Annotated in this window: 13 protein-coding genes; 1 reads left to right on the forward strand and 12 read right to left on the reverse strand. The window is 60.4% G+C overall.

From position 1 onward, the window contains the following. Positions 1-165 precede the first annotated feature (165 nt). From ACWKWM_RS12820 to ACWKWM_RS12850, 7 genes are all read right to left on the reverse strand, one after another. Entirely contained in the window at positions 166-1,128 is a 963-nt protein-coding gene (locus tag ACWKWM_RS12820; RefSeq protein WP_483846504.1) for an omptin family outer membrane protease, read from the reverse strand. Between the two features lie 229 nt (positions 1,129-1,357). Then, the gene (gene pepN, locus ACWKWM_RS12825; protein ID WP_483846505.1) at positions 1,358-4,024 is read right to left on the reverse strand and encodes an aminopeptidase N; all 2,667 of its coding nucleotides are present in this window, start codon (positions 4,022-4,024) and stop codon (positions 1,358-1,360) included. 12 nt (positions 4,025-4,036) lie between these two features. Next, on the reverse strand, positions 4,037-4,867 hold the full coding sequence (locus ACWKWM_RS12830) for a DUF2797 domain-containing protein (protein ID WP_483836190.1): 831 nt from the start codon (positions 4,865-4,867) through the stop codon (positions 4,037-4,039). Continuing rightward, a complete protein-coding gene (locus ACWKWM_RS12835; RefSeq protein ID WP_268797197.1) occupies positions 4,864-5,124 on the reverse strand; it encodes a YeaC family protein in 261 nt (86 codons plus the stop codon). The genes ACWKWM_RS12830 and ACWKWM_RS12835 overlap by 4 nt, the downstream gene beginning before the upstream one ends. Before the next feature lie 29 nt (positions 5,125-5,153). Next, the gene (locus ACWKWM_RS12840; protein WP_483846506.1) at positions 5,154-6,038 is read right to left on the reverse strand and encodes a rhomboid family intramembrane serine protease; all 885 of its coding nucleotides are present in this window, start codon (positions 6,036-6,038) and stop codon (positions 5,154-5,156) included. After that, entirely contained in the window at positions 6,035-7,006 is a 972-nt protein-coding gene (locus ACWKWM_RS12845) for a metallophosphoesterase (protein ID WP_483846507.1), read from the reverse strand. The genes ACWKWM_RS12840 and ACWKWM_RS12845 overlap by 4 nt, the downstream gene beginning before the upstream one ends. Next, a complete protein-coding gene (locus tag ACWKWM_RS12850) occupies positions 7,006-7,896 on the reverse strand; it encodes an NAD(+) kinase (protein WP_483836193.1) in 891 nt (296 codons plus the stop codon). Before ACWKWM_RS12850 ends, ACWKWM_RS12845 begins: the two co-directional genes overlap by 1 nt. 361 nt (positions 7,897-8,257) lie before the next feature. Here ACWKWM_RS12850 and ACWKWM_RS12855 point away from each other — a divergent pair, with 361 nt between their 5' ends. After that, positions 8,258-9,232, forward strand: a complete 975-nt coding sequence (locus ACWKWM_RS12855; RefSeq protein ID WP_483846508.1) for a DUF1853 family protein — start codon at positions 8,258-8,260, stop codon at positions 9,230-9,232. Here ACWKWM_RS12855 and ACWKWM_RS12860 read toward each other — a convergent pair. From ACWKWM_RS12860 to ACWKWM_RS12880, 5 genes are all read right to left on the reverse strand, one after another. After that, positions 9,195-10,478 carry an arsenic transporter gene (locus ACWKWM_RS12860; RefSeq protein ID WP_483846509.1) on the reverse strand — a complete coding sequence of 428 codons (1,284 nt, stop codon included), beginning with the start codon at positions 10,476-10,478 and terminating at the stop codon, positions 9,195-9,197. The two genes, ACWKWM_RS12855 and ACWKWM_RS12860, sit on opposite strands and share 38 nt — an antisense overlap. After that, on the reverse strand, positions 10,478-11,692 hold the full coding sequence (locus ACWKWM_RS12865; RefSeq protein ID WP_483846510.1) for an MFS transporter: 1,215 nt from the start codon (positions 11,690-11,692) through the stop codon (positions 10,478-10,480). Before ACWKWM_RS12865 ends, ACWKWM_RS12860 begins: the two co-directional genes overlap by 1 nt. A 226-nt stretch (positions 11,693-11,918) precedes the next feature. Further along, complete coding sequence (locus ACWKWM_RS12870; RefSeq protein WP_483846511.1) at positions 11,919-13,259, reverse strand: MFS transporter; 1,341 nt, start codon at positions 13,257-13,259, stop codon at positions 11,919-11,921. Between the two features lie 225 nt (positions 13,260-13,484). Further along, the gene (locus tag ACWKWM_RS12875) at positions 13,485-14,516 is read right to left on the reverse strand and encodes a 1-aminocyclopropane-1-carboxylate deaminase/D-cysteine desulfhydrase (RefSeq protein ID WP_483846512.1); all 1,032 of its coding nucleotides are present in this window, start codon (positions 14,514-14,516) and stop codon (positions 13,485-13,487) included. A 213-nt stretch (positions 14,517-14,729) separates the two neighbouring features. Beyond that, complete coding sequence (locus ACWKWM_RS12880; protein WP_483846513.1) at positions 14,730-16,766, reverse strand: oxidoreductase; 2,037 nt, start codon at positions 16,764-16,766, stop codon at positions 14,730-14,732. Positions 16,767-16,922 lie beyond the last annotated feature (156 nt).

Raw genomic sequence — 16,922 nt, forward strand, 5'->3', positions numbered from 1 at the left:
GCGAACAAGTTCGCTCCTACAGAACCGCGTGTGTCGGGCGACATACATCGGCTCCCGACGCCCAACCTGTAGGAGACAACTTGTTGGCGAGAGCGGATACCGCGGTATGTCAGGCAAGACCCGCTCGCGGACAAGTTCGCTCCTACAGCGCGTTCCCTTGTCGGCTCAGAAGTTGTAACTGACCGCCAAGCTGGAAAGAATCGTCTTGGCAGACTGGCTGCTGGAGTCGCCTGAGACGTGCTGGCTGTCACCGTCCAGTGCGTCCTTGATCAGCGTGCCGCCCTTGGCTTCGGCATAACGTTGGTAATCCACACCCGCCTTTACCGAGAACTGCGGCGTAACGTGATACGACAGCCCCATCGCCAGACTCTGCATCCGCCCCTTGTTACCGTGACGACCAGCGAAAGTCGTCTCACGCTCATGATGGTTATCGAAGTCACTGGCCTTGACCCACTGGCTGTATTTGTAGCGACTTTCCAGGGCCCATTTGCCAAGGCTGTATCGGCCGACGAGTCCTATATAGGGTGTGTCGTAGCGCTGTTTGTAACTGACGCCCTTGCTGCCGGCAGCAAACTCGCCAGACTGGTCACGAAAGCCTTGATCCGAGTAGGTGTAGGTCCCTCCACGACTTTGCCAGCCGAACTGGCTTCGCTGATAGCCGGCCATGACCCCAAGCGCGGCATCATCACGCTTGAACGCCCACGCAGTGGCCGCGAACTCAGCCTGCCAGGCCTTTTTGACGCGGGTATCAGGGTGATTGGAGTAGTCACTCCAGTCGGCATGCTCATGGCTCTGCCAATCATAATCCTTCATATGACCATCGCCTTTGCCGACCATGGTCCAGCCGAGCAGGTCCAGGGATAGCCACTGCAGAGGATGAACGGTCAGCCCCAAATGCAGCGTAGGAACCTGTTTCATGTCCCAATCGAGCTGGCTGATTTTCGTGCCGTCATCGGTGTCGTAAACCTTTTCCCGAGCCTGGCCGTTCAGCAGCCCGACGCCCATGCTCAACTCGACAGTGCCCAGATCAACGCGTTGTTCATGGGTGATTTGCGAATCGGCGATTGCCTGTTGCCCAAAAACAGCCAAACCCAGCAACACCAGTGTTTTGTGTCCCTTCATCGACATGACATACCTTTCATTGGGAGGAAGCGCCTGCGATGGCAGAACGCTCGCGCAGGCATTGAAAGGATGAACGCGCAGGCGCGATATTTCTGTCAGGGCGCTCTGGTGGTGTCGTGGGAATAAATGACCGGCCGATGATAGAAAAGGACTACAAAAAATGACCGCAAAAAAAGGGGCTGCCCGTGTTAGCGGACAGCCCCTTTATGTTTGCCGATGTTGCTCAGGCAGAGCGTTACTCAGCCAGGCTTTTGCTCACAACCTCATACACGTCACTGGACAACTGCCCCGACGCCCGAATGCGTTCCAGCTCGCCTTTCATCAAGGCCTGGCGCTTGGCGTCGTATTTGCGCCAGCGGGTCAGCGGCGCCAGTTGGCGGGAGGCGATCTGCGGGTTGAAGCCGTTCAGTTCGATGACCAGATCGGCCAGGAAGCGATAACCCGAACCATCCGCCGCGTGGAAGTTGATCAGGTTCTGCCCGGCGAACGCACCGATCAGCGCACGCACCTTGTTCGGATTCTTCATCGTGAACGCAGGATGCTGCATCAGGGCTTTCACGCGCTCCAGACCACCCGGCAACGGGCTGCCGGCCTGCACGCTGAACCACTGATCCATGACCAGCGGGTTGTCCTTGAAGTTTTCGGCGAAGGTCGCAAGCGCCTTGTCCTTGTCTTCGGTAAACGGCGAATTGACCAGCACCGCCAGCGCAGTCAGGCGCTCGGTCATGTTGTCGGCGGTGTCGAATTGCTCGTTGGTCGCGGCCAACACTTCAGGTTTACCCACCAGCATCAGGTAGGACAGCGCGATGTTTTGCAGCGCGCGACGGGCGAAATGCTCGGCTTCGGCCAGGTATGGCGTGGCTTTGGAGATCGCTCGGTTGGCCTGATAACGCTTCCACAAACCATCCGACAGCTTCTCAGCCAGCTGCAAACGCGCGAATTCACGTGCGGCATGGATGGCATCGACGTCAGCGACTTCGCTGATTTCGGTCAGATACGCCTCGCCGGGTAGCGAAAGCATTTCAGCGACCATGGCCTGATCCAGGCTTTCGTCGTTCAGCACGGTGTTCAGTGCTGTAACCAGACGCTGATCCATTTCCAGCGGCTTACCCGCTTGATGCTGCCCGATCAGCTCTTGCAGCACCTGCACCGACAACTGTTGGCCAGCGTCCCAACGGTTGAAACCGTCGGTGTCGTGCTGCATCAGGAACATCAGTTGATCGCGGTTGTACGGGAAGCTCAGTTTCACCGGCGCCGAGAAGCCACGCAGCAAGGACGGCAGCGGCTTTTCAGCGATGTCGATGAAGGTAAAGGTCTGCTCGGCGTCAATCACCGACAACACGCGGGAGGTGTTGACCGCAGCTTCTTCGCCCTGCAATCGCAGCGGCAACTCAGTGCCCTGTGCATCCAGCAAGCCCAGCGACACCGGGATCACAAACGGTTTTTTCTCGCTGCCCGGCTGGCCCGGTGTGGTCGGCGCGGTCTGGCGGAAGGTCAGGCTGTAGGTTTTGGCGGCGGCGTCGTAAGCCTCGGTCACCGCCAGACGCGGCGTCCCGGCTTGCGAGTACCAGCGCTTGAACTGGGTCAGGTCAACGCCGTTGGCATCTTCCATGGCCTTGATGAAGTCGTCGCAGGTCACGGCCTGACCATCGTGGCGTTCGAAGTACAGGTCGCTGCCCTTGCGGAAGCCCTCGGCGCCCAGCAGCGTGTGGATCATGCCGACGACTTCCGAACCCTTTTCGTACACGGTCAGGGTGTAGAAGTTGGAAATCTCGATGAAGCTGTCCGGGCGCACGGCATGGGCCATGGGGCCTGCGTCTTCGGCGAACTGATGAGTACGCAGGTACGCGACGTCCTGAATGCGCTTGACCGTGGCCGAGTTCATGTCCGCCGAGAAACCGGAATCGCGGTACACGGTGAAGCCTTCCTTGAGCGACAGCTGGAACCAGTCGCGGCAGGTCACGCGGTTGCCCGACCAGTTGTGGAAGTATTCGTGGGCAACGATGGCCTCGACGCGCTGGTGAGCGGCATCGGTCGCGGTTTCAGCGCGGGCCAGCACGGCGCTGGAGTTAAAGATGTTGAGGCCCTTGTTCTCCATGGCGCCCATGTTGAAGTCGTTGACCGCCACGATCATGAAGATGTCCAGATCGTATTCACGGCCGTAGACCTCTTCGTCCCAGCGCATGGATTTCTTCAGGCTGTCCATGGCGTGCTGGCATTTGTCGACGTTTTCAGGCTCCACGAAGATGCGCAGCGTGACCTTGCGGTCGGTCATGGTGATGAACGTGTCTTCGATGCACCACAAGTCACCGGCCACCAGCGCGAACAGGTACGCAGGCTTTTTGAACGGGTCTTCCCAGGTCGCCCAGTGCCGGCCATCTTCGCCAGGGCCTTGGGCCACCAGGTTGCCGTTGGACAAAAGTACCGGGAAGTCATGCTTGCTGCCGCTGACCGTGGTGGTGAACTTGCTCATCACGTCCGGGCGGTCGAGGTAATAGGTGATCTTGCGAAAACCCTCGGCCTCGCACTGGGTGCAGAACATGCCGCTGGACTTGTACAGGCCTTCCAGCGCGGTGTTGCTTTCGGGGTGGATCTTGACCGTGGTGTCCAGCGTAAAGCTATCGGTCTTGGGGTGCACCGTCAGGCTGTCGTCGGTCAGCAGGTAATCCGCCGCTGTCAAATCGACGTCTGCCAGCTTGATCGATTGCAATTCCAGCAGTTGCCCGTCCAGCACGAGGGGCGGCAGCCCGGCACCGCGCTCGGGGTTGCGGCGCATCACCAACTGCGCGTGGACCAGCGAATGGTCATCGAACAATTCGAACGTCAGGTGCGTCTCGTCGATGAGGTACTCAGGCGCCTGATAATCCTTCAGGTAGATCATTTTCGGCTGGTCGGTGCGCATGATGATTCCTTATTACTGATGCACGGCGAGCTGGTACGCCGTGTACTTGCGAATATTGATCACGCCGGTATCGAAGATCAGGTATTGGCCCTTGATCCCCATTAACGTGCCTTCGGCGATCGGGTCCTTGTCCAGATTGAAACTGACGATCTTGGTCGGGTACGCCTCGACCGGATAGACCATCTCGATGGGCTCGACGTCGTGCAGCATTTGGATGGCCTGCAGACCGAATCGTTCTTGCAACCCCGCCAGGCCCTCGCCACAGGACTCGAACAGTTGCTGACGAATGGCCTTGAGGTCAACCGCAGGAGCATCACCCTTGAGCAATGCGCGCCAATTGGTGCGGTCGGCAACCTGGCTGCGCAGCAAGTCTTCGACAAAACCGGACTGCTGACGGGTGGCCACCCGAAGGATCGGCAACGCCTGACTGGCGCCCTGATCCAGCCAGCGTGTCGGCAGTTGCGTGGCGCGGGTGATACCGACTTTCACACCCGAGGAGTTGGCCAGATAGACCACGTGATCAGTCATGCAGAATTGCTGGCCCCACTCCGGATCGCGGCAAGTGCCGTGTTCGTGGTGACACTTTTCCGGGCTCATGATGCAGATGTCGCACTGGGCGAGTTTCTGCATGCACGGATAGCAATAGCCCTGGCTGAAACTGGTCTTGGTCCGGCGCCCGCAGTTGCTGCAATGGATGGCGCCCAGATATTCCAGGCGGACCGTCTTGCCGATCAACGGATTGACCGGGATCTCGACCTCGCCCAGGCGAAAGTTGTACTGAACCTGCGACGCTTCAATGCGCGCCGACATTTTGTTCACTGCACCGCGGCCAATCTCGATCAATGGATGGCATCCGACTTGAACAGGATATTGGGTACCGGCGCGGACTTGGACGCGCATTCCTGCGGGCCCATGTAACCGATGCGCTGGTCTTCGGGCACGTTACGCACCTCCCAGGCAATCAGCGCTTGCAACGACAGCTCGCGCTGCTCTTGGGTCAGCTTGCGCCCGTCCGACCATTTGCCGATTTCCACGGCCAGCTTCAGGCTCTCATAGACGTCCGGGGTGATGTTTTCGATCATTTCGTTGAACGTGGACATGAAGCTCTCCCAAGATTTAGCGGGCGATTTTAATGTTTACGGCGGGCCAATGCACCGCCCAGCAGACCTGTAACACAACCGATGATCAGGCCGCCGACATGGGCGCCGTTGGCGATTTCGCCAAAGCCCAGCAGGCTGACCACGCCAGTCAGGCACACCGCCAGCCAGATCAGCATCATGAACAACACGCCACGGGGTAAACGGTACATGGGGTTGGGCGCGAGCAATTGAAAGATCCAGCAGTGGCCGAGCAAACCGTACAGCACACCGGATAACCCGCCGAACAGGCTCGGGCCGCTCCACAGGTACTGGATGTAATTGGAAACGGCGCTGAACACCAACGTCAGGACCAACAGTTGCCAGCCGCCCTGACGCATCTCGATGCGCTTGCCCAGCTCCCAGTACCACATGCCGTTCATGGCCAGGTGCAGCAGGCCGAAGTGAATCAGCATTGGCGATACGATCCGCCACCACTGCCCCGCCGCCAATGTGTCCTGCAACGGGACGAATCTGGCGTACTCGCCGCTGACGTGGAAGTCGTTGAACGTGAACCAGCTCAGCGTGCCGAGGTTATCCCCCAACAGCGTGATGCCGCCAACGATCGCCGCCAGCAACAGAATCAGTGTCGTGACCGGACTGCTGCGCAACTGCTGCAAGGTATTGGCCAATGCACTCGGACGTTTGAGCGTAGAAACCTGCTGACCGGGCTGTAATTGAGCCGTCGGATCACCTTCGGGATAACGCTCGTACAGATCGCGGACGTCATCGGCCAGTTGGGTAGCGCCTGGCACCCACAGCACTTGCTCGCCGGCTTCTTCACTGACCCGATGGGGGACGTTCAGGCGTTTGAGCAAATCGACAAAACCACTCAGATCGGTGGTCAGCGGCAGACGTAAAACGGCGACAGGAGTCATTCAGCATTCTCGGGGCGGGTGACGTCGACCCAGACAAATTTATTCGGGTCGATCTGTGTTTCCTGATCGAGCCGGTAGGCAACCAGTTTGCCGTACAACACGGCGCTGTAATCCAGACAGGCCAGGTTTGGCCGAATGGCTGCGGGGATGCCGCTGCGCCAGTAATGACCGACGAACAACAGCGGCTCGTTGATGCCATAACGCAGCAGCGCGTTTTTCTCGGTGTCGGACAAGGGCCGCTTGGCCACAGGCTCCGGCAATGCGTCCGGCTGAAACACCACGTCGCCGTAGGTTTGCGGGTCGTCTTCCCAGAACTTGGTGCGGAACGAGCCGCGGGTCAGGCCGTCGCCGCCAGTCAACGTCATGCCGTGGGGCAGGCGCATGTCGGTGCCGCGCAGCAGGCGGTCGAACACGGCGGCGGCAAAACTGCCGGGTATCGCCGAGGCCTGGACGAAGTGCTGATCGATGCGCCCGTCGCCGTGCACGCTGCGCAGCGGTTCGATCAGGCTGGTGTCCCAACAGGCGTGCACCAGCCGGAAACGCTCGGCATCGATGAACAGCGGCAGTTGGTAAAACCATTGGGTGAAATCATGCCAGTCGGCGGGGTGCTGCTCGAATTGCGCCAGGGTCTCGCCCAGCAGCCGGAAATGACGCGGCGAGTGTTCGCGCACGAATTGCTGACCGGTTTCCGGTGGCGCCGGGGTGATCCAGCCCAGCGCGTTGAACTCGTGGTTGCCCATGATGCAGAACGCCTGACCGGCCTCGACCATGTCATGCACGATATGCAGCGCCTCACGGATGCGCGGGCCGCGGTCGATGATGTCGCCCAAGAACAAAGCGATGCGCTCAGGGTGGCGCCAGACGCCCGCCTGAAAACGGTAACCAAGGGTATCGAGCAAGTGCTCAAGGGTCTGGGCACAACCATGCACGTCACCGATCAGATCGTAGCTACGCGCGGGATCGAGCATCAGTCGCCTCCACCGCCGAGCCGACTGCCCCAACCCAGCTTGGTACGGCAGACCTCGTAGTAGTTGTGATCCAGTGGGTGGATCAGGCGAAGTTTCTGCGGCTTTTTCTTCACAGTGACGGTGTCACCCGGGGCGCAGGTGAAGTGGTTTTGCCCGTCGCAGGAGACCTGTGGATAAATCGTCATGTCTTTTGAGACAACGATTTTCAGCTCACTGTTGCCGTCGACGACAATTGGCCGCCCCGACAAGGTGTGCGGGTACATCGGCACGATGACGATGGCGTCGAGTTTGGGGTGCATGATCGGCCCGCCCGCTGACAGCGCGTAGGCGGTCGAACCGGTGGGCGTTGCGACGATCAAGCCGTCCGCCTTCTGGCTGCAGACGAACTGGCCGTCGATGTAGATTTCGAATTCGATCATGCGCGTGGATTTGCCGGGGTGCAGCACCACGTCATTGAGGGCGTCGCCCTGGCCGATGGCTTCGCCGTGACGGCGGACTTCGGCTTGGAGCAGGAAACGGTTTTCCACCAGATAGTGGCCGTCGAGCACTTCAGCGACTTTTACTTCCAGCTCATCAGGGCGGATATCGGTCAGAAAACCCAGGCTGCCCCGGTTGATCCCGAGCACCGGGACGTTGTGTTTGGCCAGCGCGCGAGCGGCGCCAAGCAGGCTGCCATCGCCACCGACCACGATGACCATGTCGCAGACTTCACCGAGCATCTTGCGCGAGGAGGTCTGCATGCCGTGCCCTGGCAGGACCTCGGCAATGGTGTCTTCGAGGATCACGTGCAAGTGCCGCGACATCAGGAATTTCTTCAGTCGGCGAACGGTCTCCAGCACTTGGGTGCTGCCGAGTCGACCGATGATGCCGATATTGCGAAATTGCTCCATGGGGCTCCCGCGGGGTTTGGCGCGTGCAAAGAAAGGGATTATGGGCGAAAGGCCTGAGCTGCGGCAAATAAGCGATGCCGGCCGCTGCTTTTGTAGGAGCTGACGAGCCCGAGCGAGGCTGCGATGCGATTCACCTGACACACCGCGATCGCAGCCTTCGGCAGCTCCTACAGAGTTTTGCGCCTGACGACGATTTTGTAGGAGCGAATTCATTCGCGAGACGTGGGTGAGGCTGGCGCAGCGTTGGCGTCAGGTAAATCTTTCGCGAGTAAGCCTCGCTCCAACAAGGCAGTCGTCTACCGCAGGCAAGCCTCGCTCCAACGGACTGTGCCCGCGTTAACTCTGCAGCTATTCTCTGCCCATGACCCTATTCCCCACCCTCACCGACCTGCCCTGCCACCTTCGCCACCCTCAGGTGCGCGACTTGGCGTGGGCGATTCTGTCCCCGCCCATGCTCAGTGAAACGCCCTGGCCCCAGCGTCATCCGCTCAGCGCCAGCGGTTGGGTGGACGATCCGCGATCGCTGGCAGACTTCCTTCTTGAGCTGGACACCGACCCCGCCGCTCTGGCCGAGTGGTGTTCAAACCCCGTACAGCGACGTCTCGGCCGGTATTACGAGCAGCTCTGGCTGTTCGCAGTCGAGCACGCGCCGGGTGTCGAGTTGATCGCCGCCAATCTGCCGATTCGCATCAACGGGCACACGCTGGGTGAACTGGACATGCTGCTGCGCGACCGCGAGGGCGTTCATCACGTGGAGTTGGCGATCAAGTTCTATCTGGGCCCGCAACAGGGCAACGGCAGCGACCCAGCCCAGTGGCTCGGCGCCGACAGTCAGGACCGGCTGGACCTGAAGCTGGCGCACTTGAGTCAGCATCAACTGCCAATGTCATCGCGCCCTGAAAGCCGCGAAGCCTTATCGGCGTTGGGTGTCGAGCACTTCAGCGCCGAACTGTGGCTGGGTGGTTATCTGCTGTATCCGTGGCCCGGCAACGCCCAGTCTCCCACTGGCGTACATACCGATCACTTGCGCGGCGTGTGGCTGCATCAACGGGATTGGCCGGCTTTCGTTGCGCAATGCTCACCCGGACGCTGGCAACCGGTGCCCCGTCAAGCCTGGCTGGCACCGGCGCGCTACGACGAAGCGTGGAGCGAAGCGCAACTGCGCCAGTGGTTCGATGAGCTTACACCCATCGCCGCCGTTCAACTGCTGGTGCGGCTGACGCAAACTCCAGACGGCACATGGCAGGAAGCCGAACGGCTATTCCTGATGCCGGACCTGTGGCCCAAAGCGTCCGACGCTACCAGCTCAGCCGCAACACCAGCGCCGCCAGCGTGACCAGCAACACCGGCACCGTCAGCACGATGCCAACGCGGAAGTAATAACCCCAGCCAATCGTCACGCCCTTCTTCGCCAAAACATGCAGCCACAACAACGTCGCAAGACTGCCGATCGGAGTGATTTTCGGCCCCAGGTCGCTGCCGATGACGTTGGCGTAAATCATCGCCTCTTTCACGGGGCCGACAGCATGGCTGGCATCGATGGACAACAGGCCGATCAGTACTGTCGGAAGATTGTTCATCACCGACGACAGCAGCGCGGTCAGCACGCCGGTGCCCATGGCCGCGCCCCATAACCCGTAGTCGGCAAAGCGATCCAGCAACGTCGCCAGCCACGTGGTCAGACCCTCGTTACGCAGCCCGTAAACCACCAGGTACATGCCCAGCGAGAAAATCACGATCTGCCACGGCGCTTCTTTCATGACTTTGACGGTGTGGATCTTGTGCCCTTTGGCGGCGATACCCAGCAAAATGGCCGCGCACACCGCCGAAATCGCGCTGATGGGAATACCCAGCGGCTCCAGCGCAAAACAACCCACCAGCAAAATCAACAGCACCCACCAACCCGCGATGAACGTTGCGCGGTCGTGAATCGCGGTCGCCGGATCGTCCAGCTGCGAGGCGTCAAACGTCTTGGGGATGTCCCGGCGAAAGAACAACAGCAACACCGCAAGCGTGGCCGCCACACTGACGACGTTCACCGGCACCATCACCGAGGCGTAGCGGTTGAAGCCGATGCCGAAGTAATCGGCCGAGACGATGTTCACCAGGTTTGATACCACCAGCGGCAGGCTTGCGGTGTCGGCAATAAACCCTGCGGCCATCACGAAGGCCAGCGTGGTCGCCGGGGAAAAACGCAGCGCCAGCAGCATCGACATCACAATGGGCGTGAGGATCAGCGCGGCACCGTCATTGGCAAACAACGCCGAAACCAATGCACCGAGCAGCACAATGAACGCAAACAACCGACGACCATGGCCCTTGCCCCAGCGCGCTACATGCAGCGCGGCCCAGGCAAAAAAGCCGGCCTCGTCCAGCAACAGGCTGATGATGATCAGCGCAATGAACGTGCCGGTGGCATTCCAGATGATGTGCCACACCTGCGGGATATCCGACAGGTGCACCACGCCCGACAGCAACGCCAGCACGGCGCCGAGCGTCGCGCTCCAGCCGACGCCGAGCCCTTTGGGTTGCCAGATGACCAGCGTGATAGTGAACAGGAAAATCAGCGCGGCGATGAGCATCAGCGTTTGGTTCTCGGCAACAGGATCGCAAGGATGCCCAACAGGGGCAGGAACGAGCAGATCGTGTAGACATAAACGATGCCGTGAAGGTCCGCCAGATGGCCTAGAAATGCCGCAGCGATCCCACCGAAACCGAACATCAGGCCGAAAAAGATCCCGGCGATCATGCCGACGTTGCCCGGCACCAGTTCCTGGGCGTAAACGACGATGGCCGAGAACGCCGACGCCAGAATGAAACCGATGATCACGCTGAGTACGCTGGTCCAGAAGAGGTCGGCGTATGGCAGCGCGAGGGTGAACGGCGCAACGCCGAGGATCGAGAACCAGATCACCGCCTTACGGCCGATCTTGTCGCCAATCGGCCCGCCGAAGAACGTCCCCGCTGCCACTGCTGCCAGGAACATGAACAGGTGCAGCTGCGAACTGGCCACCGAGACGTCGAATTTTTCGATCAGGAAGAAGGTGAAGTAGCTGGTGAAACTGGCCATGTAGAAGTACTTGGAGAACACCAGCAACGCCAGGACCACCAAGGCTGCGGTCACCCGCCCCTTCGACAGGCCGTGAGTTGCGACCCCGCCGCGCTTGAGTTTGAACAGGCTCAAGTGGGTTTTGTACCAGCGGCTGATGGCGTACAGCAGGCCGACCGAGAACAACGCGACTAGGGCGAACCAGGCAATGTTGCCCTGACCGAACGGGATGATGATCGCCGCCGCCAGCAACGGTCCGAAGGCCTGCCCGGTATTGCCGCCCACCTGAAATGTTGATTGCGCGAGGCCGAAACGTCCGCCGGAGGCCAGCCGCGCAATGCGTGAGGCCTCGGGGTGAAAGGTCGAGGAGCCGACGCCGATCAGCCCTGCCGCCAGCAGGATCAGCGGGAAACTGCCGACACTGGCCAGCAGCAACACCCCGGCCAGAATGCACAAAGAACCAAGCGGCAGGACCAGCGGATTGGGATGGCGATCGGTGTAATAGCCGACCCAGGGTTGCAGCAGCGATGCGGTGATCTGGAATGTCAGGGTGATCAGGCCGACCTGGGTGAAGCTCAGGTCATAGTTGGCTTTGAGCATCGGGTAGATCGACGGCAAAATCGCCTGGATCAGGTCGTTGAGCAGATGCGCCAGCGCCACCGCACCGATGATGCGCATGACCAGCGGACTGGATTGGGGAACGGCAGTGGGCGAAACCGGACTCGAAGGCGTACTGCTGACAGCCATGAAGGGCATCCATCAAAACGTGAATGATGAGCGCCTTCGAATTGATTGCAAAGTGTGTCGTCGGCGCGGGCGGCGCCAATGTGCCATTTTTTAGGGCGTTGATGCCATGTTTTGTTGCGCAGATATTGCATCACTCTGTAGGAGCGAATTCATTCGCGAGACGCCGGGACTGTTTCAACCCTCACGCCGCCTCGCCAACAAGTTGTCTCCTACAGAGTCCGTTGGCTCAGGCCACCGACCCGACCGCCCTGCGCGACGTCAACGACCCCTCAACCTCATGCAACGACACCTTCGACGTTTCCGGCAGCGCCAACCCCCCGGCCAGCGCGAGCAAGGCAATCACGATCAGGTAGAAAGCTGGGGACAGGTTGCTGCCCGTGGTGCTGATCAGCCAGGTCGCCATCAACGGCGCGGTGCCTCCGAAAATGGTGTAAGCCATGTTGTAAGTGATCGCCGACGCGGTGTAGCGCGTGCGGGTCGGAAAGGTTTCAGAGAGCAATGCCGCTGTGACCACGCCGCACAACACCGCGCCCACCGCCAGCAACATCACGCCGATGATCGAGGCGAAAAACGAGCCGGAACTGGCCATCAGAAATGACGGATACACCACCGCGATCAGCAAGACGCAGGTAGTGATTACTGTCATCCGCCGCCCTACCCGGTCAGAGAACGCGCCGGCCAACGGGCAAATCGCGGCCGCAAACACCAGCGCGATCAAGGAGATCAGCAACGACGTCGCGCGATTCAGACCGCCAGCGACTTGCAGGTACGTCGCAAAATAGGTGGTAAACATATAGAACGACAACGCTGTCAGGGAGACGAACGCGCCGAGGCAGCAGATCGCCGCACCGTGATTGCGCAGGGTTTCCTTGAGCGGCGAATGGGCCACGGCGTGTTCTTGGGTAACGGCCTGGAACGCCGGGGTTTCATCCAGCTTCCAGCGCAAATACAACCCGACCAGACCCAACGGCGCGGCAATCAAGAACGGCAAGCGCCAGCCCCAAGTGCCCATCGCCTCAGCCGACAACGAAGACTCAAGGCCATAGGCAATCATCGCCGCGGCTGCAAATGCGGAAAACGTCGAAACAGGCACGAAGCTGCCGTACCAGGCGCGTTGGGTCCGCGGCGCATGTTCCATCAGATAGGCGCAGGCCCCGGCGTACTCGCCCCCGGCCGAGAAGCCTTGGGCGCAACGGATGAGGGTCAACAGGATCGGCGCCATCACACCAATTGCAGCGTACGTCGGCAGCAACCCAATGATCGTGGTCGCCCCCGCCATCAGCAAAATGGTGAACGCCAGCGTGCGCTTGCGACCGATTCGATCGCCCAGCATGCCGAAGAAGATCCCGCCCAATGGCCGGAAGGCAAACGCTACGGCAAACACGGCGAAGGTCTTGAGCAGCGCCGCGCTAGCATCACCGCTGGGGAAGAACTGTTGAGCGATGGTGGTGGCGAGAAAGCCGTACACCGCGAAGTCGAACCATTCGACGAAATTGCCGATAGCCGCCGCAACAATGACTTTTCTCAAAGTGGCAGGATCGACCTGCTCGATGGCTGCAGTAGTCATGAAAACCTCGGCGCATGGGAAAGTACGATTATCGAGACCGAGGCGTAAACGGTTCACTCCAGAAGTGCCGCTGACGTGCCCAGAACCGACGTATCAGTCCGTGGAGGCCGCAGGATTCGTGCCAGCGGTGTGGCTCGCCTCTGTAGGAGCGAATTTATTCGCGAGAGTTGGTGCAGCCGGCGAGGGTTCATCGACTGATCGATTGCTTCGCGAATAAATTCGCTCCTACAGGGACGACGTTCGTTTGCCCTGCAAACCACCGGTGTGCACGAAGATCAGCTTTGTCCCTTCGGCAAATCGCCCCGCCAGTACTTCGTCATGCAGGGCCAGCAGGGCCTTGCCGGTGTAGAGCGGTTCGAGCGGGATGCCGGTTTGTCGTTCACAGGTGTCGATGAAGGCCAACAGGTGCTGATCGGTTTTGCCAAAGCCGCCGCGACTGCCGTCCAACACATGACAACCTTGTAGGAGCGCGCTTGCCCGCGATGGGTTTTGGGCTTCAGCATCGTAGTCGCCTGACCCGCCGCCTTCGCGGGCAAGCGCGCTCCTACAATGATTCTTCCCCGATTCCGTGGGAGGGAGCTTGCTCGCGAAAGACTCAATAATCCCCCCCACATTCTTAGGCACACCATGCCCGTGCGGCACCGCGGTGGCGCCATACACCGGCCGGGCACCCGCCTCCGCCAGCAGCAAACCGGCCAGCGTGGTCCCGGTCCCCGCCGCCAGCCACCAACCGTGATAATCGTCCCAACCCAGCGCCGACAGCTGATCACGGGCCTGACGCACGATCTCGGCACAACCCAATGCCCCATCCAGCCCACCGCCGCCTTCGGGCACCGGGTACAGTTGGGGATAACGCTCGCGCCACGGAGTCCAAAAACCTGCCTCGTATCGCGCGCGATAACCGGCGTAACCCAGCCAATGCAGCTGCATGCCGAAGGCCTGCAAATCCTCAATGGTCGGGGTTTGCTGCGGATGGCCACGTAACAAACCCACCGTGGGAAAACCGAACCGCTTGCCCGCTGCAGCCAACGCGTGAAGATGATTGGAATGCGCACCTCCCAGGCTGATCACCCCCTCAGCACCTGCCTGTTGAGCGGATTTGAGATGGTGAGAGAGCTTGAACCACTTGTTGCCGGTGATCAGCGGATCGATGAGGTCCAGTCGCAGGATCGCTACTTCGATGCCAGCGTCGGTCAACCATGGGAGATTTAGGCGTTGCATCGGCGCGATAGGTAGGGCGTGGTCGACGGGGAGCATGGATGTGATCGGTGGACGAAGAAGGCCGGAGTTTAGCATTGGCCTTCTTCAAGCCCGTAATGACGCCTTCGCAGCCAACCTAAACCCAGTGGGAGCGGACCTGTCCGCGAATAGGCCAGCTTGCCCAATAAATCTATGTCATCTGACAGAGAGTCTTCGCGGACAGGTCCGCTCCCACGGGTGGTGTTCCTGAGAGGGTCGGCGTACCGTTTTTTACAACTCAGCCGCCAACCGCGAGCCCTGGTTGATCGCGCGCTTGGCGTCCAGCTCTGCCGCCACATCGGCGCCGCCGATCAGGTGCACGCTCTGCCCTGCGTCTTTGAGGCCGTCATACAGCTCGCGCAACGGGTCCTGTCCGGCGCAGATCACCACGTTATCCACCGCCAGCAGTTTCTCCTCGCCGTCGCCGATACGGATGTGCAACCCGGCATCGTCGATCTTCAGATACTCGACGCTGTTGAGCATCTGCACCTGCTTGTTCTTGAGGCCCGTGCGGTGAATCCAGCCGGTGGTCTTGCCCAGCCCGTCGCCGACTTTCGACGCCTTACGCTGCAACAGAAACACCTGACGCGCTGGAGCATGAGGATGCGGCTTGATCCCCGCCACGCCGCCGCGAGCTTCCAACGCCTCATCAATGCCCCACTCATCCCAGAACGCCGCGCGGTCCAGGCTGGTGGATATGCCCTGATGCACCAGAAATTCCGAAACGTCGAAGCCAATACCGCCTGCGCCAATGACTGCAACGCTTTTACCCACCGGCTTGCGCTCCAGAATTACGTCCAGATAGCTCAACACCTTTGGATTTTCGATGCCCGGAATCGCCGGCGTGCGTGGCGCAACGCCGGTCGCCAGAATGATTTCGTCGTATCCCCCGGCCTTCAAATCCTCCACCGACACGCGAGTGTTCAATCGCAGATCAACACCCGTAGTTTGCAGCTTGCGACCGAAGTAACGCAGGGTCTCGAAGAACTCCTCCTTGCCCGGCACGCGCTTGGCGATGTTGAACTGACCGCCAATCTCGCTGGCCGAATCGAACAACGTCACCTGATGCCCACGCTCGGCGGCAACAGTGGCGGCCGCCAGCCCAGCAGGCCCGGCGCCCACCACGGCGATCTTCTTCACCTGCAGAACCGGCAAATAGTTGAGCTCGGTTTCGTGACAAGCGCGCGGGTTGACCAGGCAACTGGTGAGCTTGCCGCCGAAGGTGTGATCCAGGCACGCCTGGTTGCAGCCGATGCAGGTGTTGATCTCATCGCCACGCCCGGCAGCGGCCTTATTCACGAACTCAGGATCGGCCAGGAAAGGCCGCGCCATGGACACCATGTCAGCGTCGCCTTCACTGAGTATCTGCTCGGCAACTTCCGGCGTGTTGATGCGGTTGGTGGTGATCAGCGGAATGGACACCGAGCCGCGCATCTTCGCCGTGACTTTGGCAAACGCGGCGCGCGGGACCTTGGTGGCGATGGTTGGAATCCGCGCTTCGTGCCAGCCGATGCCGGTGTTGATCAGCGTCGCGCCAGCCTTTTCGATGGTTTGAGCCAGTTGCACCGCTTCTTCCCAGGTGCTGCCGCCTTCGATCAGGTCGAGCATCGACAGCCGATAAATGATGATGAAGTTGGGGCCTACCGCTTCACGGACCCGGCGCACGATTTCAACCGGCAGGCGCATACGGTTTTCGTAGCTGCCGCCCCAACGGTCAGTGCGGTGGTTGGTGTGGGCGGCAAGGAATTGATTGATGAAATACCCTTCCGAACCCATGACCTCGACGCCATCGTATTCGGCGGTCTGAGCCAGCAACGAGCAGGCGACGAAATCCTGAATCTGTTTCTCGATGCCTTCTTCGTCCAGCTCACGGGGTTTGAACGGGTTGATCGGCGCCTGAATCGCGCTGGGTGCCACCTGTTTGGGGCTGTAGGCGTAACGCCCGGCATGGAGGATCTGCATGCAGATTTTGCCGCCGGCTTCGTGCACCGCTTTGGTGACGATGCGATGGTTGTCCGCCTCTTCGGCCGTTGTGAGCTTGGCGGCGCCGGAATACACGCCGCCTTCGACGTTGGGCGCGATACCGCCTGTGACCATCAGGCCCACGCCACCCCGCGCCCGCTCAGCGAAGTAAACCGCCATGCGCTCGAAACCACCGGGTTTCTCTTCAAGGCCGGTGTGCATCGAGCCCATCAGCGCGCGATTGCGCAAGGTCGTGAAACCAAGATCAAGCGGGGCCATCAGGTGCGGGTAGTGGGCGGCGGTCATTGGAAACTCCATCAGGCATCATCACGGGCTGCAAGCGCTCTAAAGGCACTCGTCAATTATTCAGCGATTCCTAACTACTCACAGTAGTGCGCTGTTCATGGCGCAAACAGTAAACAGCGTCCGGGCCAGGCTCAATGACCGAAAGTGACAACTTAT

Source organism: Pseudomonas rosaeacicularis (assembly GCF_057128745.1).

Bases quoted from the DNA above. Each gene is read 5' to 3' on its own strand.
- ACWKWM_RS12820 (WP_483846504.1), bottom strand. From the start codon at position 1,128: ATGTCGATGAAGGGACACAAAACACTGGTGTTGCTGGGTTTGGCTGTT.
- pepN (WP_483846505.1), bottom strand. From the start codon at position 4,024: ATGCGCACCGACCAGCCGAAAATGATCTACCTGAAGGATTATCAGGCG.
- ACWKWM_RS12835 (WP_268797197.1), bottom strand. From the start codon at position 5,124: ATGTCCACGTTCAACGAAATGATCGAAAACATCACCCCGGACGTCTAT.
- ACWKWM_RS12840 (WP_483846506.1), bottom strand. From the start codon at position 6,038: ATGACTCCTGTCGCCGTTTTACGTCTGCCGCTGACCACCGATCTGAGT.
- ACWKWM_RS12845 (WP_483846507.1), bottom strand. From the start codon at position 7,006: ATGCTCGATCCCGCGCGTAGCTACGATCTGATCGGTGACGTGCATGGT.
- ACWKWM_RS12850 (WP_483836193.1), bottom strand. From the start codon at position 7,896: ATGGAGCAATTTCGCAATATCGGCATCATCGGTCGACTCGGCAGCACC.
- ACWKWM_RS12855 (WP_483846508.1), top strand. From the start codon at position 8,258: ATGACCCTATTCCCCACCCTCACCGACCTGCCCTGCCACCTTCGCCAC.
- ACWKWM_RS12860 (WP_483846509.1), bottom strand. From the start codon at position 10,478: ATGCTCATCGCCGCGCTGATTTTCCTGTTCACTATCACGCTGGTCATC.
- ACWKWM_RS12865 (WP_483846510.1), bottom strand. From the start codon at position 11,692: ATGGCTGTCAGCAGTACGCCTTCGAGTCCGGTTTCGCCCACTGCCGTT.
- ACWKWM_RS12870 (WP_483846511.1), bottom strand. From the start codon at position 13,259: ATGACTACTGCAGCCATCGAGCAGGTCGATCCTGCCACTTTGAGAAAA.
- ACWKWM_RS12875 (WP_483846512.1), bottom strand. From the start codon at position 14,516: ATGCTCCCCGTCGACCACGCCCTACCTATCGCGCCGATGCAACGCCTA.
- ACWKWM_RS12880 (WP_483846513.1), bottom strand. From the start codon at position 16,766: ATGACCGCCGCCCACTACCCGCACCTGATGGCCCCGCTTGATCTTGGT.